The following is a 21,946-nucleotide window of genomic DNA, read 5'->3' as shown; positions in this document are numbered from 1 at the left end:
CGTGTTCAACTGCCCACGGAGGACAGTTGAACGGTCAGCCCGGTTCCGGGACCGGCGCTCCCCGGGTCTCCGCCATGGCCTGTGCGAGCAGGCCGTCGACGAACGCGCGGAGCCCCTGCGCGAAGGTGTCCTGTCCGGCCAGCGCACCCCACTGGTCGGCGATGGCGGCCAGGTGCGGGAGCCGGGCCGGGCCGTCGGTGTTGCCGAAGTAGGCGTTGAGGCGGGCGGGGTCCTGCTCGTCCATCTCGCGGTGGCGTGAGTGCGTGCGCACGAGGATCTCGCCGACGGTGTAGTACCAGATGCTGCGGAAGACCCGGACGGACTGGTCCGGAGTGCACCCGGCGTCGACGACCCCGGCCAGGATCGTCTCGACCAGTGACAGCACCGAGTCGCCGAGCCGGGCGATGAACCCGTCGGTGGTGAGCACCTCCGCGGCCCAGGGCCACGCCGCCAGGCCGTCGTGGATCGCGACGGCGGCCGTGATGACCCGCTCCCGCGGCTCGTCTGGCAGTTCGGGGTGCGGGATCTGCTCCGCGTACTCGTGGATCAGCAGGAACAGCAGGTCGTCCTTGTCCCGCACATGCGAGTACAGCGTCGTGGCCCCGACACCGATCTCGGACGCGAGCCGACGGATCGTGAGCTTCTCCCAGCCGTACTCGTCGATGAGCCTGCGGGCCGCGGTCAGGATCTGCGTACGGGAGGTCACGGGAGGGCGGCCGACGGGCCGGCGCGGTGTGTTCGATCGAGGCATCGCCCCATCATGCCCCGCCCTGACACCCGGTGTACGACCTGCGAGGTCGACACCCGGGCGGCTGCGCTGCTAATTTCGGAACAAGTTCGGAAACTCTAATGACACGGCTGGAAGCAGAGGGGGCTGGGTGCGGTGGCAACGACGCAGACAGCGAGAGAGAAGACAACCGTCGTAAGGGGCGCACGGCCTGGGACCACCCTCGCCGCGGTGTCCGTCGTGCAGTTCATGGTGTCGCTGGACCTGTCGGTGGTGAACGTCGGACTCCCGGAGATCGGCAGCAGCCTCGGCTTCAGCGAGGTGGGCCTGACCTGGGTGATCCACGCCTACGCCCTCACCTTCGGCGGCCTGCTCCTGCTGGGCGGCAAGATCGCCGACCGGTACGGGCACAAGCGCGTGATGCTCTTCGGGCTCGGCTTATTCGGTATCGCCTCCCTGGTCGGCGGCCTCGCGCACAGCCCCGGCCAGCTGATCGCCTCCCGCGCCGCGCAGGGCATCGGCGCCGCCGCGCTCGCACCGGCCGCGCTGGCTCTGCTCGCCTCGACCTTCCGCGGCGGCAAGGAGCGCGTGAAGGCCTTCGGCATCTGGAGCGCGGTGAACGCCTCCGGCGGTGCCGTCGGCGTCCTGGCCGGCGGACTGCTCACCCAGTACGCGGGCTGGCAGTGGGTCATGTACATCAACCTGCCGATGGCCGCCGTCGCCCTGGCCCTGTCCTGGCGCGGCATCGCCAAGGACACCCCGTCCGCACGCCGCGGCAGCCCGGACGTGCTCGGCGCCGTGCTGGCCACGGCCGGCGCGGCCCTGCTCGTGTTCGGTGTCGTCCGCACCGACCAGCACCCGTGGACCTCGCCGACCACACTGATCACCCTGGCCGTCGCGGTCGCCCTGCTGGCCGGGTTCGTCCAGGTCGAGCGGACCACCACACGCGACCCGCTGATCCGCCTCGGACTGCTCGCCAACCGCTCGGTCGCGGGCGCCAACCTCTACACGCTGCTGTTCGGCGGCGCCATGGCCTCGGTCCTGTACTTCGTCTCCCTCTACCTCCAGCGGGTGCTCGGCGGCGACCCGGCCCGCACCGGAGCCCAGTTCCTGCCGTTCGCGCTGGGGGTCGTCGTCGGCTCCACCCTCGCCGTCAAGCTCGGCTACAAGTTCGCCCCCCGGAACATCCTGATCACCGGAGGCACCCTGGCCGCGATCGGATTCGCCTGGTTCGGACTGATCCGCGCCGACGGCTCGTTCCTGGTCGACGTCCTCGGCCCGTCCATCGTCGCCAGCGTCGGCATCGGCCTGTGCCTCGCACCGGCCGTCTCCATCGCCACCGGGGGAGTCGCGCCCCACGAGGCGGGCGCCGCGTCCGGCGTACTCAACAGCACCCGCCAGATCGGTGCCTCGCTGGGCCTCGCCGCCCTCAGCACCGTCGCCAACGACCGCACCGGCGACGCGGTCACGCCGGGCAGCCTCACCGACGGATACGCGCTCGGCATGCTGGCCGGCGCCGGAATCCTCGTCTGCGCGGTCCTCATCGCGGTCTTCGTCCTGCCCCGGCCGGCCCCCGCCGCCGAAGGAGCGCAGACACCGTGACGTGACGGTCCGCGATGCGCTGTCCAGTCCGCACAGTCCCATGAGCGCGGCCCCTGACGACCGGTCCTTCCAGAACCGGCCGTCAGGGGCCGCGTTCATGTGCCACCGCATACGGACGGAACGGGCTCGTGCGTCGGCAGCGGCAGGAAAGACGCCGTGTCATGCCGGCCACGAGCCCTCATCGAGAAGGAATCCAGGCTCCTCTATAGACGGCATCCAGAGTTCACCCAGTCGCGCTGCCCACAATGACGAGCTGTTCGATTAACTACTTAGGGGGCCTCCATGGGAATCGATGTCCTGGTGTCGGATGAGCTGCATCTGTCCCGCTTCGCGCTGGCGGCATTACTGGAGCGGCACGAGGACGTTCGAGTCGTCGGACCCGTGGAAAGCAACTTCGCCGCGCTGCAGTTCGCCGAGACGCGACGACCCGATGTGGCGGTCATCAGCTTCGAGGGCGAGGACGGCGACGCGATCACCGTCGCCGAGAAAATCGCGAACCTGGGCTGCCGGAGCATGCTGCTCGCCACCGCGGTGACCCGGTCCGCCGTCCGTCAGGCCTTCGCCGCCGGCATCGCCGGAATCGTGGAACGCAGCGTGTCACCACGCCAGTTCGTCGAGGCCATCCACCGTGTGCACCAAGGTGAGCGGGTCTTCGACGCGGAGCTGACGGTGGCGGCGCTCAGCAACAGCGACTGCCCGCTCAGCGCACGCGAGTTCTCCGTGCTCGAACACGTCGCCCGGGGTGACACGGTCCCCGAGATAGCGGCCCGGATGCACCTCTCGCAGGGCACGGTACGTAACTACCTCTCCTCCATGGTGGCAAAGCTGGGCGCGCGCAACCGGATAGACGCATTGCGCATCGCGCGGGACTCGCGCTGGATCTGAATGCGGTGCGGCCCGGCCCCCGCACCAGAGAAGGAAACCCAGTGCCGGGCCCGCTGACAACTCCTCCCTGATTCGCACCGGCCGCTCCGGCGGGAAGAGCAGTTCAACTGCCCGTCCATCAGCAGTTGAACGCCCGTCCCGCCCCGGACCGAACCGGCTGGTGAAGAATTCTGATGTGTGTTTCTAATGGGTGCTGCCTCCGCTGGGACACCCGGTGGCCGACCGGTGTCCGCGCAAGGGTTCACGAACCCCGGGAAAACGCATGCCGCGTTTCGGCGCTCCCCGTGCCGGATGCGCACCGCCCCGGTGAACCGATCCGGTTCACCGGCTCACACGTTCAGGATTGGGTTCGACATGGCTACCTCGGCAACCCCCGGAGAGGACAAGACACCCCGTACCGGCGAGACACCCGGGGGCTCGCCCCCGGGCGCCGGGCGGTGACCCATGGCGGCCACGGGAGCGGCCCTGCGCGTCCAGCTGCTCGGGCCCGTACGCGCCTGGCGTGACGGCGCGGAGGTGGCGCTGGGCCCGCCCAAACAGCGCGCCCTGCTGGGCCTGCTGGCGAGCCGGGCAGGCGACATCATGGGTGTCGAGAGCATCGTGGACGCGGTGTGGGGCAGCGACGTCCCGCAGACGGCCGTCAACGGTGTGCACACCTATGTGGCCGGGCTGCGCCGGGTGCTGGATCCCGGCCGTGCCGGGCGGGCGGCCGGTGCGGTGCTCACCTCCGAATCCGGCGGCTACTGCCTGCGGATCGACCCCGCGGACGTGGACGCCCTGCTCTTCACCCGGATCCTGGCCGAAGCGCGCAGAGCCCGCGGCGCGGGCGACACGGACATCACCCTGCGGCTGTACGAGCAGGCCCTGTCGTACTGGCACGGCGAGGCGCTGTCCGGGGTTCCCGGCCCCTTCGCCGCGAGGGAGCGCGACCGGCTGCGGGACCTCAGGCTCACGGCGGTCGAGGAACGGGCCGCCCACATGCTGGCGGCCGGACGGCACACCGAACTGGTCACCGAACTGCCCGGAACAGTGTCCGAGGAGCCGCTGCGCGAGAAGCTGCGCTGGCTGCTGATCCTCGCGCTCTACCGCAGCGGGCGCCGGGCCCACGCGCTGTGGATGTACGAGGAGATCCGGGACGTGCTGGTCCGCGAGCTCGGCATAGAGCCCGGCCCCGACCTGCGCGCGCTCCACGAGAAGATCCTGGCCGGGCACCCGGAACTGCTCGGGCCCGCCGCGGACACCGGCTCCCCGCTGCTCACCCACCGCGGCGGCCCGGTGCTCCGCACACCCCAGCCGGTCCAGCTCCCGTCACTCACGAGCGGGTTCGTGGGAAGGACCGAAGAACTCTCCCTGCTGGAAGAGGCGATGCGGGGCGAGAGCATCCGCGGCGGCCCGGCCACACCGGTCGTGGTCATCGACGGCGCGCCCGGCGTCGGCAAGACGGCGCTCGCGCTGCAGCTGGCACACCGCCTCGTCGACCGCTTCCCCGACGGCCAGTTGTACGTCGACCTGCACGGCGCCGGACCGGAGCGGGTGTCGGTGAGCGCCGCGGACGCCCTGGAGCAGCTGCTGGGCGGCCTGGGGGTCGACGGCGCCCGGCTGCCCTCGGACCCGGCCGCCCGGACGGCCCTCTACCGCAGCCTGCTGCACGGCCAGCGGATGCTCGTGGTGCTGGACGACGCGCAGAGCGCCGAGCAGGTGCGGCCGCTGATCCCCCGGGGCCCGTCCGGTGTCCTCGCCACGAGCCGGCAGCGGCTCGGCGGGCTCGCGGCCCGCGACGGCGCGAACCTGGTCACGATCGGCCCGCTGACCGTCAGGGAGGGGGCACGTCTGCTGGCCCTGCTCGGCGGGGGACGGCCCGACGGGCGCGATCCGGTCGCCGAGCGCCTGGTGGCGCTGTGCGGCGGGCTCCCGCTGCCGCTGCGCATCGTCGCCCAGTGGCTGGCGGCCAACCCCGGAACGCCGCTGAGCGCCGTGGTCGAGCAGTACACGGCCGTGAGCGGCCCGCTCGTTCCGGTCACGTCGGAGTAGGGGAGGGCGGCGGACGCCCTCCCCGCCCCGCTGTGACGTGACTGCGTCTGCCCCGCTCCGGCGTGACCGCGCCTCTCCCGCCTCCCAAGTGCCGTGACCCGGCTGCCTTCCCGTACCCGGAATGCCTCCCTCCGCGCGCCGGTGTGCCCAGGCGGGCCGCTCTGGACGAATCCCGCTCCAGCCTCGCTTGAGCCCGGCTAGTCAAAACAGGGTGGTCGGTTTATTTATGGGTATCGTCAAGCCGTGAACCCAGAACTGGAGATGCCTCAGGAGGCGCTCATGCTCGATGTGTTGACGGCGGTCCAGCCCGCATCACCAGCGCCTGGCGCCCCGCACCTGCCGGCCACGGAGCGGGTTCCCATCGCTTCCCTGGTCACGTCCGACTCGCCGCGGGTGGCGGGGGAGGACGCGGAGCACGTCGAGCTGCTGGCCGGAACGGAGAACCCGCTGCCGCCGGTCGTGGTCCACCGGCCGACCATGCGGCTCGTCGACGGCCTGCACCGCGTGCAGGCGGCCCTGCTGCGCGGCGAGGACTCGATCGAGGTCCGCTACGTGGACGGGACGGCCGAGGACGCCTTCGTCCTGGCCGTCCGGCTCAACGCGGAGCACGGCATGCCGCTGTCGCGCCGCGACCGGGCCGCCGCGGCCGAGCGCATCATCGGCAGCCATGCGCACTGGTCGGACCGGCGCATCGCCGAAGTGACAGGTCTCGCGCCGACCACGATCTCCGCGCTGCGCGGCCGTTCAACCGGCCAGCCCGGTCAGTTGAACGCGCGGACCGGGCGAGACGGCCGCTCCCGGCCGGTGAACAGTGCCGCGGGCCGCCGCCGCGCGGGCCAGATCATCGCGGAGCGCCCGAACGCCTCACTGCGGGAGATCGCCCAGGAGGCGGGCATCGCCCTGGCGACCGCCCGGGACGTGCGGCTGCGCATCCGCGACGGCAAGGACCCGGTGCCGCCCAAACTGCGGGAGGCGGCCCGGCAGGACGATGCGCCGTCCGGGCCCCAGGACCGCCTGAAGGCGGTGGCGGACGGCGTGGAGCGCGGTGCGCGCCCCCGTCTGGAACCAGCCCCGGTCTCGGACACCGAACGCTTCGTGAATCTGCGCAAAGACCCTTCGCTGCGTTTTTCCGAAGCGGGCCGGGCGCTGTTACAGCTCCTTTCGACCAACGCGCTCGACGAGGAGAGATGGAGGTGGCTGATGGGCGCGGTGCCGGAGCACCGGAACGCCGACATCGCCCGCGCCGCGAGACGCTGCGGGGAGCGGTGGCTCACCTTCGCGGAAGGGCTGGAGCACGGCGGTGGGGCCCGCAGGGGGCGTGCCATGTGAGTCAGGCCCGACCGGCCCTCCAGCCGGGACGTTGCACCGGAGATCGGCCCCACCGTACATTCGTGAATCCCCTCGGCGAGTCCGCCGGTGAATCGGCATTTCACCGGCGGACTCGTCTTTTTGCTGCGGCCGGGCCACCTGCGCGTCACTTTCCCCGGCCGTACGGACCTGACGGTCTGTTTTCCGGGTGCGGGGCCCCGCACCCGGGTGCACAGGGCCGCCCGCCGGTCGCGATACCGGCACCGGGGGCCGTGGTCCCGCCTGCTTCGCCTCCTTCCCCGGCCCACTGCAATAGAAAACCGCGAGCGCGGTTTGTAAACTAGATGCATCGGCAAACTGGTACGGAGCTACGGAGTGCCCTAGATGGTCAAACAGGAACGCGCCGTGCGGACCCGGAACGCGTTGATCGAGGCCGCGGCCGACGGTTTCAGCCACGAGGGCTACGGCCCCGCCTCGCTCCTGGCCATCAGTCGGCGCGCCGGTGTGACCAGCGGGGCGCTGCACTTCCACTTCCCGACCAAGTCGGCGCTCGCCTCCGCGGTCATGGGTGCCGCGGCGCAGAACCTGCGCGGGATCGTGGAGCGGTGCGAGAAGCAGACACCCCCGGGCGGCTCGCTGCAGATCCTGATCGACGCGGGCCACGAACTGAGCCGTCAGCTGGAGCAGGACGTGGTGCTCCGGGCCGGCTTCGACCTGGAGGGCGACCCCGGGTGCCCCAGGGGCATCGGCGAGGTGCGCCACCTCTGGTACCAGTGGGTCAGGGGGACGCTGGAGAGCGCGGACCTGGCGGGGGAGCTGCGCCAGGGGGTCTCCGCCGACCACGTGGCGAGCGCGGTGTTCGTGTACACGGTCGGGTTCCAGACCCTCGGCAGGCGGGACCGGACGTGGGTCTCGCACCGCGTGCTGACCCGCTTCTGGTCCCTGATGCTGCCGGGCATCGCCGCGGGCGGGCGGAGCCTGGCCGCCGCGGGATCCTGAGGCGTGATCCGGCACCCGTCACCGGCCGTTGCGGGTGCCGGGATTTAATGTGCCGTTCAAGCCAGCCGAACACACTGGTGCTGACATGGAGCTCTGGCCATCTTCCCTGGCTCATGAGGCGTTGACTGGTTCGTGTGGTTGCGGGGACGGGTGAAGTTTTGTTCTGGGTGACCTGAACTAAACCGGTGCACCCGTATTTTTTGTGGCACCCTTTCGGTCGACCCACCACTCTTGAACTGCCGGGAAGAAGGGGAACCCATGACCCTGCTCGTTCGTCAGCAAGAGCCCGCCGGTGCTCCCATGTGGCGAGCCCCCCAGGAACTGCCGCCGCTCACCACCACGGTGCCGCGGGAGTACGTGCACCGCGCCTCGCACGCCGAGGTCTTCCTCACCGGATGCCGTCGGCTCGCCGACGCCCGGTTCGCCCTCACGGGGCAGTGGCCGCGCGCCCATACGTTCTTCACCAACGAGGACGGCACACGGCACGATCCGATGCAGGCCGCGGAAACGATCCGGCAGGTCGGTCTTTATCTGGCGCACTCGGAGTTCGGGGTTCCGCTGGGGCACCAGTTCCTGCTGCGGGACATGGAGTACTCCGTGTACCGGGACAACCTGGGCATAGGGCAGGGCCCCAGCGAGCTGACCCTGGAGGCCGTCTGCACCGATGTGGCCTGGAGAGGCAGCCGCCTCGCCCAGTTCGCCATGAACATCACCATCGAGCGTGAGGGACGGCCCGCGGCCCGCGGCAGTGGCCACTTCACCTGCATCACCCCGACCGTCTACCGCCGCCTGCGCGGGGCGGAGCGCACCGGCGAGAAGGCTCCCGGGCGGCGGCCCCGGCCCGCGGAGGCCCGCCAGGTGGGCCGGTCCAGTTCCGCCGACGTCGTGCTGTCGGCGACCGACGACGCGGGCCTGTGGCTGCTCAACCCGGACCAGAGCCATCCCATCCTGTTCGAGCACGGAGGCGACCACGTCCCCGGCATGGTGCTGATCGAGGCGGCACGCCAGGCGGCCTGCGGGCTGCTCGGAGCCGAGGAGTTCCTGCCGGTCCGGGTCGCCACGGAATTCATCCAGTACGCCGAGTTCGGCTCGCCCTGCTGGATCCAGGCGGTCTCCGTGCCGTCCGAGGAACCGGGTCTGCACGGTGTGCTCATCACCGGCCGTCAGGACGGGAACGACGTCTTCACCACCCGGCTCGACGGCGACTGCCGCAGACGAGGCGAACGCGCCGGCCAGCTGGTCGGCACACATCAGGGGTGACTTCCGCCGACGCGCCGTCCCCGCACCACCCCGCCGCGGCAGCCGGCCGGGGCCCTTCAGGTCCTGGAGGTCACCGACGGCGCGCTGCCGGCGCCGAGCGTCGCGGTGAGGCCCGCGTCGACGGGCAGCACGACACCGGTGATCCAGCGCGAACGGGGTCCGGCGAGGAACAGGACGGCGTCACCGACGTCCCAGCCGGTGCCCTCCACGGCGAGCGGTGCCGCGAGCCTGCGCTGTTCGCGGGCATCGTCGTCCACGCCCTGGGAGTGGACCATCGGGGTGTAGACGTAGCCGGGGGCGATCGCGTTCACCCGGATCGCCTCGGGACCGTGGTGCGCGGCCATCGTCCTGGTCAGGCCGATGACCGCGGCCTTGGTCGTGGGGTAGGCCACCCCCGGGTGGCCGCCGGTCAGACCGACCGCCGAGGACATGTTGATGATCGAGCCGCCCCCGCCGAGACGCATACGGGGGATGGCGGCACGCGACATCAGCACCATCGAGCTGACGTTCAGACGCACACACCGGTCCCACGCATCGAGGTCCACATCGACCACGGTCCCCGGCGGACCGGCCACACCGACGTTGTTGACCAGGACATCGACCCGGCCGAAGGCGTCCCACGCCTGGCGCACCACATCGGCACAGGCGTCCGGATCGGTCACATCCGCGGTCACCGCGAGACAGGACCCGCCGCGCTCGGCGATGAGGTCCTCGGTCGCGGTCATGTTCTCCGGCGCGGAGTCGACCACGACCACATGCGCCCCGGCCTCGGCGAGCAGCGCCGCCGCCGCCCGGCCGTTGCCGATGCCGGGCGCGCGGGAGCCGCCGCCCGTGACGACCGCCACCTTGCCCCGGAGCCCGAAATCGACGCTCATGCCGCCCTGCCTCTCTGCGCGTGGTGGTCAGACCTGACGGGCCAGTCCGGCCCAGTACCGCTCGCGGACGGTGCGCTTGAGGACCTTGCCGTTGGCGCTGCGCGGCAGCGCCGTGACGAACTCCACCCGCTTGGGCGCGCGGATGCTGCCCAGTTCCCTCCTGCACAGCGCGATCAGCTCGGCGGCGTCGATCCGGGCACCGGGGTTGGGCTCGACCACCGCGGTGACCGCCTCCCCCCAGTCCTCGTGCGGAACACCGATGACGGCACAGTCCTGCACACCCGGGTGGTTCCAGATCACCTGCTCGATCTCGCTGGGATAGATGTTCAGCCCACCGGAGATGATCATGTCCTTCTTGCGGTCGGTGATGAAAAGGTAGCCGTCCGCGTCGAAGTGCCCGATGTCACCGGTGTGCAGCCATCCGTCGACGATCGTCTCGGCCGTCTTGTCCGGGTCCGCGTAGTAGCCCTTCATGACGAGGTCCCCCCGCACACAGATCTCCCCGGACCGCCCGGCGGGAACCGGCATTCCGCCGCCGTCCTGGATCTCGACGCCGACCAGCGGATACGGGCGGCCGCACGAGGAGAGCCGCGAGTCGGGAGCCAGCTCACCGCCGACGAAGTGCTCCTCGGGGCGCATGAAGCAGACTCCGGCGAACGCTTCGACCTGGCCGTAGCACTCCATCAGGACCGGGCCGAACAGCCCGATGGCACGCCGCAGTTTCCCGGCGGACATGGGAGCGGCGGCATAGAGCAGATAGCGCAGCGAGGACAGGTCCCGGTGCTCCAGGCCGGGCACCTCCATCAGCCGGTAGACGACCGTGGGCGCGAGGAACAGCTCGGTGACGCCGTGCTGTTCGATCGCGTCGAGGATCTCCTCCGGATCGGCCCGGGGCAGGAAGACCACCGTGCCGCCGCGGGCCGTGGCCGCCAGGCTGATCACCCCGGACGCGTGGCTGATGGGCAGCGCGGCGAGGTCCACGACCGGCTCGTCCGAGCGGTACTGGAACGACATCATCAGATGGGCCAGGCACGTCGACAGGGACCGGTGGGTGTTCATCACACCCTTCGGCGCCCCCGTCGTCCCGCCCGTGGAGGAGATGGCCACCACATCGTCCATCGCGTACCGCACGCCGGGCCGGGCCGAGGGCAGCCCGGCGGTCCACTCGGACAGCGAGGGCGCGCCGGCCGCCGGGCCGTCGACACACACGTACACGGTGACCTTCGGCAGCGACGGCGCGAGTTCGGCCACGGTCCGCGCCATGGAGCTGTGGAAGAACAGCACTTCGCAGTCGAAGGCGTCGATCACACGCCGCAGATCACCGGGGGGAGCGGCCGGGCTCAGCGGCACCCACGCCAGACCGGCCCGCCAGATGCCCAGGACGCCGATCCACGCTCGGGCGTCGTTGGGGGAGAGCACCCCGGCCTTCGTCTCACGCGCGAACCCCGACCGCAGCAGGGCATGCGCGATCCGGCACGAGAGCCGGCCCGCCTCGTCGAACGTCCACGCCTGTTCGCCGGACCGGTACGCGACCGAGTCAGGGCTGTGCCGCCAGCCCCGGTCGAAGAAGTCGGTGATCGCCATTACGCCCCCAGTACCGTGATCGCGGCGACCGCTTCCTCGCCGCTGTGGAACCCGCCGCCGTTCTCCGCTATCGCGATCCGCGCACCGGACACCTGGCGGGCTCCCGCCTCGCCCCGCAACTGCCCGACCAGCTCGTACACCTGGGCCAGACCGGTCGCCCCGAGCGGATGCCCCTTCGACTCCAGACCGCCCGACGGATTGACCGGCAGCCGGCCGCCCAGCGAGGTCTCGCCCCGCTCCGCGGCCTCGCCACCGGTACCGGGCGCGCACAGACCGAGGCACTCGGCCTGCTGGATCTCCCCGAACGCCGTGGCATCGTGCAGTTCGGCCACGTCGATGTCCTCGGGGCCCACGCCTGCCCGGTCGTAGGCACGCTCCGCCAGAAGCCTGCTGATGTGCTGGTCCCAGGCATCGGGGGAGTGGGTGACGCCCGTGCCGACCACACTCGCCAGGACCCGCACCGCGCGTCCGCGCGCGGCCAGCCGCCGCAGCCCGCGCTCCCCGCACACCACCACGGCGGCCGCCCCGTCGGTGATCGGCGCGCACATCGGCACGGTGAGCGGGAACGACAGCGCACGCGCCGAGAGGATCTCCTCGACGCTGAATTCCTTCCGGTGCTGCGCCTTTTCGTTGTGCACGGAATGCCGGTGATTCTTGGCGGCGACCGCGGCGATCTGCCGCTGCGTGGTCCCGAACCGGTTCATGTGCGCGCGGGCCATGGCCGCGTAGATGTCCATGAAAACACTGCGCCGGCCCGCATGACTGTTGTCCGTCTCACCGCCCAGCGCGGCCAGGGCCGCTTTCATCGCCGCCGGATCCGACACGTCGTAGGCGCCCTCGAAAACCGCCATCGCCCGGTCGCGGTCCGCGATGTTCATCTTCTCCGAACCGACCGCCAGCGCGATGTCCACGGAACCGGCACGCACCTGATCGGCCGCCAGATGCAATGCCGTGGCACCGGTGGCACAGGCATTCTCGACGTTGAACACGGGAATCCGCTCGAATCCCATGCCGCGCAGCGCGATCTGACCGCCGATCATGTACTGGCCCTGAAGCGCCCCCTGGGTGGTGTTGCCGAAGAAAGCCGCCTCCACGTGCCGCCGCTCCAGCCCCGCATCGGCCAGGGCCTCCCGAACCGCCTCGGCGGCCAGGTCCGGCACCCCGCGATCGGTGTGGCGGGCGAATTCGGTCATCCCCACCCCGGCGATCCAAACCTGCTCCGCCACGGACCAACTCCTCTTCCTTCGGGGCTGTTTCGATGGTGCCGGTGCGTGGAGGCGGCACGAACAGACGATGTCCCAGCCGCGGAACGGGCGTCAATATTCGTTTTTCACGAATCGAATCACGCGGCCCGCCGCCTGTATGACCTCCACCGGGCCACTCCTTGATACACACCGTCTTCCGCTGCGAACCTGGGCGAATGGCTGGCCTGATCGATTCCATTCTGCCCGCAGGCGTCCATTGCGTTCATTCCGTGACCCCGCGCTTCGACACCGCGCTGTCACCCGAGGAAGAGGCCCTGATCGCCACCGCGGTACCCAAACGGCGCGCCGAATTCATCACCGTCCGGGCCTGCGCCCGCGAGGCACTGGCCGCTCTCGGACAGCCGCCCGTTCCCCTGCTCCCCGACGAACGGGGAGCCCCGAGCTGGCCGCCCGGGGTCGTCGGCAGCATGACCCACTGCCGCGGCTACGGCGCCGCCGCGGTGGCGCACGCCCGCCGGATCACCGCGCTCGGCATCGACGCCGAGGAGAACGCCCCGCTGACCGAGGGGGTACTCGCCTACATCGCGCGGCCCGAGGAACGGGCCGCGCTGGCCCGGCTGCCCGTCACCGCTACGGCCGCCTGGGACCGCATGCTGTTCAGCGCCAAGGAATCGGTCTACAAGGCCTGGTATCCGCTCACCCGCCGCTATCTGGACTTCCACGAGGCCACGGTCTCCTTCGCCCTCGACGGCACCTTCACCGCCCGCCTCCTGGTCCCCGCCCCGCCCGCACTGGCACGCCTGCACGGCCGCTGGGCCGCCGACCACGGCCACGTGGTGACGGCCGTGGCCGTGCCGGGCGGACGGACGACGGACCGTCAGGGACAGCCCACCACCTGGGCGGCGTAGGACAGACCCGCGCCGAAGCCGAGCAGGAGGACGGGAGCACCGCTGGGGACCTCACCGCGCTCCACGAGCTTGGACAGGGCCAGGGGCACACTGGCGGCCGAGGTGTTGCCGGAGTCGACGACATCGCGCGCCACCAGTGCACCGGCCGCGCCGAGCTGTCTGGTGACGGCCTCGATGATCCGCAGATTGGCCTGGTGCGTGACGACGGCGGCCAGCTCGGACGGGGCGATCCCGGCACGCTCGCAGGCCTCACGGGCCACCGGGGCCAGCGACGTCACCGCCCAGCGGTAGACGACGTGCCCGTCCTGCCGGAACAGCGCGGGCGGTCCGGCCGGACCCGTGGTCCCCAGAGTGATGGCCGAGCCGCGCTGCGGCTGCGAACCCCACACCACCGGACCGATGCCGCCGGGCCGCGCCGCGTCGACGGCGGTGACGACCGCGGCTCCGGCCCCATCACCGAAGATGACGCAACTGGACCGGTCCTGCCAGTCGAGGAAGTCGCTCATCTTGTCCACGCCGACGACCAGCGCGGTCCGGCTGCTGCCGCCGCGCACCGCCAGATCGGCGCTGGCGAGCGCGTAACTGAAGCCCGCACAGGCGGCGTTGAGGTCGAAGACGCCCGCGCCGGGGATCTCCAGGTGACGGGCAACCCGGGCGGCGATGCTGGGCATCCGGTCCACCGCGGTGCAGGTCGCGACGATCACCAGATCGATGTCGGCGGCATCCGCACCGGCCCGCGCGACGGCCTTGGCAGCGGCGCTGGCCGCCATGTCGGCGACACTCTCGTCCGCGTCGGCGATGTGCCGGGTGGCGATGCCGACCCGGGACCTGATCCACTCGTCGGAGGTGTCGACCATGACCGCCAGATCGTCATTGGTGAGCACACGCGTCGGCTGGTGATGGGCGAGGGAGACGATCCGGCTGCCGGTCAGGGGGACGGTCACGGTTCCTCCAGAAGGTCGCGTTCCAAAAGGCGATGGGCCGGGGCCGGCCGGTCAGACCGCACCCCGCTGCGCATGGGGGAGGGCGCCCAGCGAGGCCAGGTCCCCGGCTACCTCCGCCAGCACGTCGGCCACCGCCGAGTGCAGGAAGAAGTGCTCACCGGGAAGGACCACCAGCCGCGAGGCGGCACTCGTCTGACGCAGCCACCGGTGCAGCTGCCCGCTCGCCACCAACGGGTCGGCGTCCCCGCCGAACACCGTCAGCGGCACGGCCAGCGGAGGCTGCGCGTGGTACCGGTAGGTCTCCAGCAGCGAGAAGTCGGCGCGCAGCGCGGGCAGCACCAGCTTCATCAGCGCGGGGTCCTCCAGCAGCTCGGACGGCGTGCCGCCGAGGAAACGCAGCTCCTCCAGCACCTCGGCGTCAGGCGCCGCGTGGATCGGCCGCCGCCCGCGCGGCAGATCGGGGGCATCCGAGCCGGAGACGAACAGATGCGCCGGCTGCGGCAGGCCCCGCGCGCGCAGGGCCCTGGTCAGTTCGAACGCGATCAGCGCGCCCATACTGTGGCCGAACAGCGCGTACGGCCGGTCCAGATGCCCCGCCAGGGCGTCGGCCAGCATCTCGGTCATCAGCGGCATCCCGCCGACCGGGGTCTCGCCCCAGCGGGTGCCGCGGCCCGGCAGCTCCAGCGGATGCACCCGGACATGGGCGGGGGCCAGGCCGGGCCAGGCCCGGTAGGCCGAGGCGCCGCCGCCCGCGTAGGGAAGACAGAAGAGGCGGATTGCGGCCTCGTCCTGCGGCTCTGCCTGGGCAAACCATGGGTTGCGCATGGTGTGCTGCTCCTTCGTCTCACTGCGGTTCGCCGCGGCACGGGCGCCGCCGGGCCGGTCAGTCGGTCAGTTTCAGGGCTCCCGACGGGCAGCTGCGCACCGCCTCCCGGGCGGCGTCGGACGCCTTCTGCCCGCGCACACCGGCCCGCAGCAGCACGACGGTCCCGTCGTGCTGGGACTGGTCGAAGAGATCGGGCGCGGTCAGCGCGCACATGCCCGCGCCGACGCAGCGCCGGGTGTCAGCCTGGATCTGCAAGGTCCTACCCCTGTGCCGTAGTTGGTGAGGGACGTCAGACGGCCATGCCGCCGTCGATCTGGAACACCGAGCCGGTGATGTACGAGGCCCGGTCCGAGAGCAGGAAGGACACCAGGTCGGCGACCTCCTGCGGGGTGCCGAACCGCCCCAGCGCGATCCGCTCCCGGAAGCGCTCGCGCACCTCGGCCGGCAGGGCCGCCACCGGATCGGTCCCGACGAACCCCGGCACGACCACGTTGGCGCGGATCCCGTACCGGCCGACCTCACGGGCCAGGGACTTGGTGAACCCGATGATCCCGGCCTTGGAGGCGGCGTAGTTGGTCTGTCCGGCGTTGCCGTACAGACCGGCGACGGAGGACATCGTCACGATCGCGCCGCGGCGGCGTTCGACCATCCGGTTGATGACGGTCCGGCAGACGTAGTACGTCCCGTCGAGGTTGACCCGCTGGACCTCGGCCCAGTCGTCGTCCTCCATCGCCGCCAGCGGGCCGTCGCGCAGCACGGCGGCCGAACTGACCACCGCGTCGACCGGCCCGAGGACGCCCTCGGCCCCGTCGAAGAACTCCTCCACCGCGACGCTGTCGCCGACATCGGTCCGGCGGATGTACGCCTTTCGGCCCAGCGCGCCGACCTCCTTCTCCAGGCTCGACGCGGCGGCCGTGTCGGAGGCGTAGCACACCGCCACGTCGAAGCCGTCCCCGGCGAGCCGCAGCGCGACGGCGCGGCCGATCCCGCGCGTGCCGCCCGTCACCAGGGCCACCCCGGCCCGGCCGGTCCCGCTCATACCGTGCCTCCCTGGTCCTCGTGCTCGCCCTCCGCGGCCAGCAGCCGGCGCAGTTCCTCCTCCACCTCGTCGTCGGACAGCTCCGCCAGCAGCTCCAGATCCGCCCCGGGCACCGGCTCGTCCCGGCTGAGCACCTCGATCGTGCCGCCGGACCGGCCCGCATCCGGGCCCGCCTCCAGCAGGCCCGCGGTGTGCGCGACGGTCGGGTTCTCGAAGAAGGCCCGCAGGTCAAGCTCCGTGCCGAGGCGGTTCTTGAGCCGGGTGCCGATCTGTACCGCGCCCAGCGAGTGACCGCCCAGAGCGAAGAAGTCGTCGTCCACACCGACCCGGTCCAGGCCGAGAACCTCCTGCCACACCTCGGCGATCTCCTGCTCGCGAGGGGTGCGGGCAGCGACGTACGGGGTGTCCAGCTCGGGCCGCGGATGGCTGCCGCCGGGCAGGGCGAGCTGCTCCATCTCCTGTTCGAGCAGCTCGGGGGTGAGGGAGCGGGCCAGCTCGCGCAGGGAGGCGAAGTCACGGTGCGAGACGACGAGCTGGGCGGGCAGGCGGGAGGTGGCCAGCAGCCGGGCGAAGACGTCCCGGCCCTGCTGCTCGGTGATGCCCTCGGCGAGGGTCCGCAGGACGCCGCCCGCCGCGTCGCCCGGACCGCTGCCGCCGTCCCCGTCCTCGCCGGGCGGCACCATGGCGCGCATGATCTGCTCGCGCAGCCCGTCCGGGTCGTTGATCCGCTTGATGGTGAAGTCACCGATCCGGGCCAGCAGCAGACCGTCCGGCGCCAGCAGCTCGATGTCGCAGGTGCTGGTCTCGCCCGCGGAGTCCGTGGCCCCCTTCACCTCGACATAGGCGTGCACCGTGCCGGTCAGGCCGTGGAAGACCCGCAGACTGCGGTAGCTGAACGGCAGATAGTACGTGTCGGGCGCGTGGACCCGGGCGGTGCCGCCGGCCGCGTCGAGCAGCGCCGGGTGCATCAGGTAGTGGTCGAGGTCGCCGAGGTACTCGTCGTCCAGCCGCAGCGTGGCCATCACCCGCTCGGGACCGACCAGGATCTCCCGCATGCACTCCCAGCGCGGCCCGAAGGAGAACTCGATCGGCCCGCCCTTCTCGAACCGGTCCAGCCGCAGCCCGAGCCTGATCGACTCGTCGGTGTCGAGAACCTCTGTCACCTCGCAGCGGGCCCGGAGCTCGGCGAGGTCCCGCACGGTCCTCGGCGCGGGCTCGTGGAAGGCGACGGTGCCCCGCGCGTGATCGGTCCAGGTCACCGCCCCGGACGCGCTGCCGCGGCTCTGCACGGCGAAGTGCCACCGCCCCTCGCGTTCCTCGATGGTGGTGAACACCTCACGGCTCTGCCCGTCGGCGACGACGACCGGGACCATGTACTGCACATCACCGATCTCGATGTCCCGCCCGGCTGCCTGCTCGGCGACGGCGGCCCGGACCAGTTCGAGGTAGGCGGTGCCCGGGACCAGTCCGTGTTCCTGGATGCGGTGGTCGGCGACGATCCAGCTCTCCTCCGTGCTGAACACCGTCGCGTACGTACGGGAGGCCGCGGTGGAGCGCACCAGCCGCCGCAGCAGCGGGTGGCCGGTCAGCTCGGTGCCGGAGTCCAGGCCGAACCGGGAGTCCAGACCGGCCGCCATGCCGACGTCCCGCCAGGTGTCCCAGCCGACGGAGGTCACGGGCAGCCCGCTGTCGCGGCGCTTGTACTGCGCCCACGCGTCGAGGAAGGCGTTGGCGGCGGCGTAGTCGCTCTGGCCGGGGCCGCCGAGGACAGCGGTCACGGACGAGCACAGCAGCATGAAGTCCAGGTCGTCCGCGGAGCAGACCGCGTCGAGGACGAGCAGCCCATGGGTCTTGGCCGCGAGGACCGGGTCGGCGTCGGCCGGCGACTTGGTGACGATCATGCCCTGGGACGGCAGACCCGCGGCGTGCACGACACCGTGGAGAGGCCCCGCCGCCGCCCGCAGCTCGTCGACGGCGCACCGCGTCTGCTTCTCGTCGGTGACGTCCGCCCGCAGCACCATGACACGGGCGCCGAGGGATTCGAGCCGCCGCAGCCGCTGGATACGGGCACTGGTGGCGTCGGTGCCGTCGTGGGCGGCGAGATGGGCGTCCCAGTCGGCGGGCGCGGGGAACCCGGAGCGGCCCAGCAGACCGAGGACCGGCCGGTCCGCGGTGGCCGCGATCTGCTCGGCGAGCGCCAGACCGACACCGCCGAGGCCGCCGGTGATGAGGTACACGCCGCCGTCGCGCAGCCCGGTCTGCTCCGCGCCCTGGCCGGAGGCCGGGGCGACCCAGTCCACCCGGTCGAAACCACGCACCCACACATGCCGCCCGCGCACGGCCAGTTCGGTCTCGGTACCGGTGGAGACGAGGGCGCCGAGCACGGTGCGGACGGCTGCCTCGCCCGGGGCGTCCAGGCCGGTGCCGGTGAGGTCCAGGACCCGGCAGACGGTGCCGGAGGTCTCCTGCGGGATCACCGTGGCCGCGCCGAGCAGCAGGGAGTGCTCGGGCAGCAGCGGCTCGTCGCCGGTGACGTCGTACACACCGCGGCAGAGCACATCGACGGTGACCGGGACGGACGGCCGCTCGGAACCCAGGGCCTGGGCGAGCGCGAGCAGACTGTCGAACCCGGTGCGCCGCGCGGCGTCGAGCCGGTCCGCGGTGAGCGCCGCGGTCTCCGCGGGCCCACCGGCCGTGCTCCACAGATGGACGAAGCGGAGGCGCTGCCCGTCCCCGGCCGCGAAGGGGGGCGCGGCCAGGGAACGGGCGAGCGCGGACAGGTGGTCACGGTCGGCGGGGTCCAGGGTCCAGGAGCCCTCGCCGGTCTGTTCCAGGGCGGTGCCCGCGCTCACCCGTACGACGCGGTCGCCCGCCGCCGCCAGGTGTGCGGCGAGGGCGTCGCCGAGGGGGAGCCCGGCACCGAGCACGACCCACGTGTCGCCGGTGCCGGTGGTCGTGGGCGCGTCGGGCAGCGCGAGCCGCTGCCACCCGGGGGTGTAGAACCAGCCGTCCCCCAAGGCGGCGGCGGGCGGCCCGGTGCGGGGGCGCCCGGCGGGCTCGACCCAGTAGCGGCGCCGCTGGAAGGGGTAGCCGGGCAGTTGTACCGGGCGGTGCCGGTCAGGCCCCTGGAGTGCCCGCCAGTCGACCTGGACACCGGCGCTCCACGCCGCGCCCAGACCGGTCAGCAGGTGGGCGTCGTCCGCGATGTGCTCGCCGGGGTGGCGCAGGGAGCCGGCCACCGTCCGTCCGGCCGACCAACTGCGGTGGGAGCGGGCGAAGTTGGTGAGATTCTGGCCGGGGCCGACCTCCAGCAGGACAAGCCCGGGGTCGGCGAGCAGCACATCGAGGGCGTCGCGGAACCGCACCGGACGGCGCAGATGCCTGCCCCAGTACTCGGGGCTGGTCGCCTCCTCGTCGGTGATCCAGGTGCCGGTCACGTTCGACAGGAACGGGATCGCCGGGGCCGTCAGCGTGACAGCGCGGACCTCCTCGACGAACGGGGCGACAGCGCCGTCCATGCCGGGGGAGTGGAAGGCGTGCGAGGTGTGCAGACGGCGGCAGCCCACGCCCTCGGCGGTGAGCCGCTGCTGGAGGGCGTCGACCGCCTGCGCGGAGCCGGAGACCACGGTGAGTTCCGTGGAGTTGACGGCGGCGAGGGCCAGACCGTCGCCGAGCCGGGCTGCGGTCTCCTCCTCGGAGAGGAAGACGCTGAGCATGGCGCCGGAGGGCATCTCCTGCACCAGCCGGCCACGCGCGGCCACCAGCCGGGCGGCGTCCTCCAGCGAGAACACCCCCGCCAGGCAGGCGGCGACGTACTCGCCGATGCTGTGGCCGACCATGGCGCGCGGTGTGACACCCCACGACTGCCACAGCCGGGCCAGCGCGAACTCCACGCAGAACAGGGCGGGCTGGGCGAGCCGGGTCTGGCGCAGCCGGTCGGCGGCCTCCGGGCCGTCCGCACCGAGGACCAGAGCCCGCAGGTCCTCGCCCAGATGCGGGGCGAACAGCTCCGCGCACCGGTCGAACTCCGCGGCGAAGACCCCCTCCCGCGCATACAGGCCACGGGCCATCCCCGGGTACTGGGCACCCTGCCCGGGAAAGAGGAACGCGACCGGGGCGCCCCCGGGCGCGGCGGCACCGGCCGCCCGGTCCCGCGCCAGGCGGCGCAGCGCGGTGACGGCCTCACCGGCGGTACGGGCGACGACGGCGCCCCGGTGGGCGAACGGGGTCCGGCGGTGGGCCAGGGTGTGGGCGAGGGCGTCCAGGGGGACACTGCCGTCGCCCTCCAGCCGGTCTGCCAGGAGCGCGGCCGCCTCGGCGAGCGCGGGCCCGGACTTGGCGGACAGCGGCAGCAGCCGGGCCGGGGCCTCCTCCGGGGCGGCGGCGGGCTCGTCCGGCCGCTCGGCGGGGGCTTCCTCCAGCACGACGTGCACGTTCGTGCCGCCGATACCGAAGGAGCTGACCCCGGCCCGGCGCGGCAGGTCCGCACGCGGCCAGGGGCGCAGTTCGGTGTTCACGTAGAACGGGCTGCTCTCCAGCTCCAGCCCGGGGTTGGGGCGCTCGCAGTGCAGGGTCGGCGGAATCGCCTCGTTCCTGAGGGCGAGGGCCGCCTTGATGAGGCCGGTGACACCGGCGGCGGCGTCGAGGTGGCCGACGTTGCTCTTCACCGAGCCGATCGCGCAGTAGCCCCGCTCGTCGGTGCCCGCGCGGTGGGCGCGGGTGAGCGCCGCGATCTCGATGGGGTCGCCCAGCGGGGTACCGGTGCCGTGGGTCTCCACGTAGCCGACGGTCTCGGGCGCGATGTCGGCCAGGGCCAGCGCCTCGGCGACCACCTCGGCCTGCCCGTCGACGCTCGGCGCGGTGTAGCCCGCCTTCAGAGAGCCGTCGTTGTTGACCGCGGTGGCCAGGACGACCGCGTCGACGCGGTCGCCGTCGGCCCGCGCGTCGGCGAGGCGGCGCAGCACCACGACACCGACCCCGTTTCCGGGGACCGTGCCCTGGGCGTCCGCGTCGAAGGCGCGGCAGGTGCCTTCGGGGGAGAGGATGCCGCCGGGCTCGTACTGGTAGCCGCCCCGCAGCGGGGAGCTCACCGACACGCCGCCGGCCAGGGCGATGTCGCACTCGCCGCTGATGAGGCTCTGGCAGGCCAGGTGCACCGCGGTCAGCGAGGTGGAACAGGCCGTCTGCACGGTGACCGCGGGCCCCTTCAGCCCCAGCTTGTACGCGGCACGCGTGGCCAGGAAGTCCTTGTCCGAGGCGAGCATCACCTGGTACATGCCGGACGCGTCCAGGACCTGCTGGTTGTTCATGAGATTGAACAGCAGGTACGTGTTGAGACCCGCGCCCGCGAAGACCCCGATCCGGCTGCCGGACCCGGCCGGGTCGACCCCGGCAGACTCCAGGGCGTGCCAGGCGCATTCGAGGAAGACCCGGTGCTGGGGGTCGAGGATCTCGGCCTCGCGCGGGCTGTATCCGAAGAAGCCCTCGTCGAACAGGTCCGCCCCCTCCAGGACGCCCTTGGCCGCCACATAGCCGTCGCGGGCGACCGCCCCGGGATCGGCACCGGACGCGGCGAGCTCCTCCTCGGAGAGGACGGAGATCCCCTCCCGCCCCTGCGCGAGGCTGGCCCAGAAGGCGTCCACGTCGCCCGCGCCCGGGAAGCGGCCCGCCATGCCGACGATGGCGACGCGATCGAGGTCCTGGTCGTGTTCCGGCTCCTGGGCCCGGCCCGGTCCGTGGTGTGGCTGTGACAC

16 protein-coding genes are annotated in these 21,946 nt (G+C 72.2%); 7 read left to right on the top strand and 9 right to left on the bottom strand.

What is annotated here, in order from left to right; translation table 11 throughout:
- Positions 1-34: 34 nt before the first annotated feature.
- Positions 35-751, bottom strand: a complete 717-nt coding sequence (locus ACFVWY_RS26675; protein ID WP_389876904.1) for a TetR/AcrR family transcriptional regulator — start codon at positions 749-751, stop codon at positions 35-37.
- 207 nt (positions 752-958) lie between these two features.
- Between ACFVWY_RS26675 and ACFVWY_RS26670 the strand changes: the two genes are divergently transcribed.
- The 6 genes from ACFVWY_RS26670 (at position 959) to ACFVWY_RS26645 (ending at position 8,812) form a co-directional block, all read left to right on the top strand.
- On the top strand, positions 959-2,329 hold the full coding sequence (locus ACFVWY_RS26670; protein WP_389876903.1) for an MFS transporter: 1,371 nt from the start codon (positions 959-961) through the stop codon (positions 2,327-2,329).
- A 282-nt stretch (positions 2,330-2,611) separates the two neighbouring features.
- Positions 2,612-3,214 carry a response regulator transcription factor gene (locus tag ACFVWY_RS26665; RefSeq protein ID WP_389876902.1) on the top strand — a complete coding sequence of 201 codons (603 nt, stop codon included), beginning with the start codon at positions 2,612-2,614 and terminating at the stop codon, positions 3,212-3,214.
- A 444-nt stretch (positions 3,215-3,658) separates the two neighbouring features.
- The gene (locus ACFVWY_RS26660; protein ID WP_389876901.1) at positions 3,659-5,245 is read left to right on the top strand and encodes a BTAD domain-containing putative transcriptional regulator; all 1,587 of its coding nucleotides are present in this window, start codon (positions 3,659-3,661) and stop codon (positions 5,243-5,245) included.
- A 243-nt stretch (positions 5,246-5,488) separates the two neighbouring features.
- Positions 5,489-6,574, top strand: a complete 1,086-nt coding sequence (locus ACFVWY_RS26655; RefSeq protein ID WP_389876899.1) for a ParB/RepB/Spo0J family partition protein — start codon at positions 5,489-5,491, stop codon at positions 6,572-6,574.
- Positions 6,575-6,937: 363 nt separating this feature from the next.
- Positions 6,938-7,552 (top strand): ScbR family autoregulator-binding transcription factor, encoded by a 615-nt coding sequence (locus tag ACFVWY_RS26650; protein WP_389876897.1) that lies wholly within the window; start codon positions 6,938-6,940, stop codon positions 7,550-7,552.
- A gap of 258 nt (positions 7,553-7,810) precedes the next feature.
- Positions 7,811-8,812, top strand: a complete 1,002-nt coding sequence (locus tag ACFVWY_RS26645) for a ScbA/BarX family gamma-butyrolactone biosynthesis protein (RefSeq protein ID WP_389876896.1) — start codon at positions 7,811-7,813, stop codon at positions 8,810-8,812.
- A gap of 56 nt (positions 8,813-8,868) precedes the next feature.
- Here ACFVWY_RS26645 and ACFVWY_RS26640 read toward each other — a convergent pair whose 3' ends face one another.
- From ACFVWY_RS26640 to ACFVWY_RS26630, 3 genes are read right to left on the bottom strand one after another with little or no spacing between them, the layout of a single operon-like run.
- Positions 8,869-9,687: an SDR family NAD(P)-dependent oxidoreductase gene (locus ACFVWY_RS26640; protein ID WP_389876894.1), complete on the bottom strand. Its 819-nt coding sequence runs from the start codon at positions 9,685-9,687 to the stop codon at positions 8,869-8,871.
- A gap of 27 nt (positions 9,688-9,714) precedes the next feature.
- On the bottom strand, positions 9,715-11,271 hold the full coding sequence (locus ACFVWY_RS26635) for a class I adenylate-forming enzyme family protein (protein WP_389876893.1): 1,557 nt from the start codon (positions 11,269-11,271) through the stop codon (positions 9,715-9,717).
- On the bottom strand, positions 11,271-12,497 hold the full coding sequence (locus ACFVWY_RS26630; RefSeq protein ID WP_389876892.1) for a thiolase family protein: 1,227 nt from the start codon (positions 12,495-12,497) through the stop codon (positions 11,271-11,273). Before ACFVWY_RS26630 ends, ACFVWY_RS26635 begins: the two co-directional genes overlap by 1 nt.
- Positions 12,498-12,745: 248 nt before the next feature.
- Here ACFVWY_RS26630 and ACFVWY_RS26625 point away from each other — a divergent pair, with 248 nt between their 5' ends.
- Positions 12,746-13,384 carry a 4'-phosphopantetheinyl transferase gene (locus ACFVWY_RS26625; protein WP_389876891.1) on the top strand — a complete coding sequence of 213 codons (639 nt, stop codon included), beginning with the start codon at positions 12,746-12,748 and terminating at the stop codon, positions 13,382-13,384.
- Here ACFVWY_RS26625 and ACFVWY_RS26620 read toward each other — a convergent pair.
- The 5 genes from ACFVWY_RS26620 to ACFVWY_RS26600 all read right to left on the bottom strand — a co-directional run bounded on the left by ACFVWY_RS26620 (position 13,354) and on the right by ACFVWY_RS26600 (position 21,946).
- Positions 13,354-14,316 carry a beta-ketoacyl-ACP synthase 3 gene (locus ACFVWY_RS26620; protein ID WP_389877021.1) on the bottom strand — a complete coding sequence of 321 codons (963 nt, stop codon included), beginning with the start codon at positions 14,314-14,316 and terminating at the stop codon, positions 13,354-13,356. The two genes, ACFVWY_RS26625 and ACFVWY_RS26620, sit on opposite strands and share 31 nt — an antisense overlap.
- A gap of 63 nt (positions 14,317-14,379) precedes the next feature.
- Positions 14,380-15,153, bottom strand: a complete 774-nt coding sequence (locus ACFVWY_RS26615) for a thioesterase II family protein (protein ID WP_389876890.1) — start codon at positions 15,151-15,153, stop codon at positions 14,380-14,382.
- A gap of 58 nt (positions 15,154-15,211) precedes the next feature.
- Positions 15,212-15,409 carry a ferredoxin gene (locus ACFVWY_RS26610; protein ID WP_389876889.1) on the bottom strand — a complete coding sequence of 66 codons (198 nt, stop codon included), beginning with the start codon at positions 15,407-15,409 and terminating at the stop codon, positions 15,212-15,214.
- Between the two features lie 34 nt (positions 15,410-15,443).
- Positions 15,444-16,193: a 3-oxoacyl-ACP reductase FabG gene (gene fabG / locus ACFVWY_RS26605; RefSeq protein ID WP_389876888.1), complete on the bottom strand. Its 750-nt coding sequence runs from the start codon at positions 16,191-16,193 to the stop codon at positions 15,444-15,446.
- On the bottom strand, positions 16,190-21,946 hold the full coding sequence (locus tag ACFVWY_RS26600; protein ID WP_389876886.1) for an SDR family oxidoreductase: 5,757 nt from the start codon (positions 21,944-21,946) through the stop codon (positions 16,190-16,192). Before ACFVWY_RS26600 ends, fabG begins: the two co-directional genes overlap by 4 nt.

Origin of the sequence: Streptomyces sp. NPDC058195 (assembly GCF_042883525.1) — a bacterium.
Lineage (GTDB): Bacteria > Actinomycetota > Actinomycetes > Streptomycetales > Streptomycetaceae > Streptomyces.
Note: the sequence above shows the minus strand (reverse complement) of the source record. Positions and strands in the feature narration are given on the sequence as shown.

Bases quoted from the DNA above. Each gene is read 5' to 3' on its own strand.
- ACFVWY_RS26650 (WP_389876897.1), top strand. From the start codon at position 6,938: ATGGTCAAACAGGAACGCGCCGTGCGGACCCGGAACGCGTTGATCGAG.
- fabG (WP_389876888.1), bottom strand. From the start codon at position 16,193: ATGAGCGGGACCGGCCGGGCCGGGGTGGCCCTGGTGACGGGCGGCACG.
- ACFVWY_RS26675 (WP_389876904.1), bottom strand. From the start codon at position 751: ATGCCTCGATCGAACACACCGCGCCGGCCCGTCGGCCGCCCTCCCGTG.
- ACFVWY_RS26665 (WP_389876902.1), top strand. From the start codon at position 2,612: ATGGGAATCGATGTCCTGGTGTCGGATGAGCTGCATCTGTCCCGCTTC.
- ACFVWY_RS26635 (WP_389876893.1), bottom strand. From the start codon at position 11,271: ATGGCGATCACCGACTTCTTCGACCGGGGCTGGCGGCACAGCCCTGAC.
- ACFVWY_RS26615 (WP_389876890.1), bottom strand. From the start codon at position 15,153: ATGCGCAACCCATGGTTTGCCCAGGCAGAGCCGCAGGACGAGGCCGCA.
- ACFVWY_RS26645 (WP_389876896.1), top strand. From the start codon at position 7,811: ATGACCCTGCTCGTTCGTCAGCAAGAGCCCGCCGGTGCTCCCATGTGG.
- ACFVWY_RS26660 (WP_389876901.1), top strand. From the start codon at position 3,659: ATGGCGGCCACGGGAGCGGCCCTGCGCGTCCAGCTGCTCGGGCCCGTA.
- ACFVWY_RS26640 (WP_389876894.1), bottom strand. From the start codon at position 9,687: ATGAGCGTCGATTTCGGGCTCCGGGGCAAGGTGGCGGTCGTCACGGGC.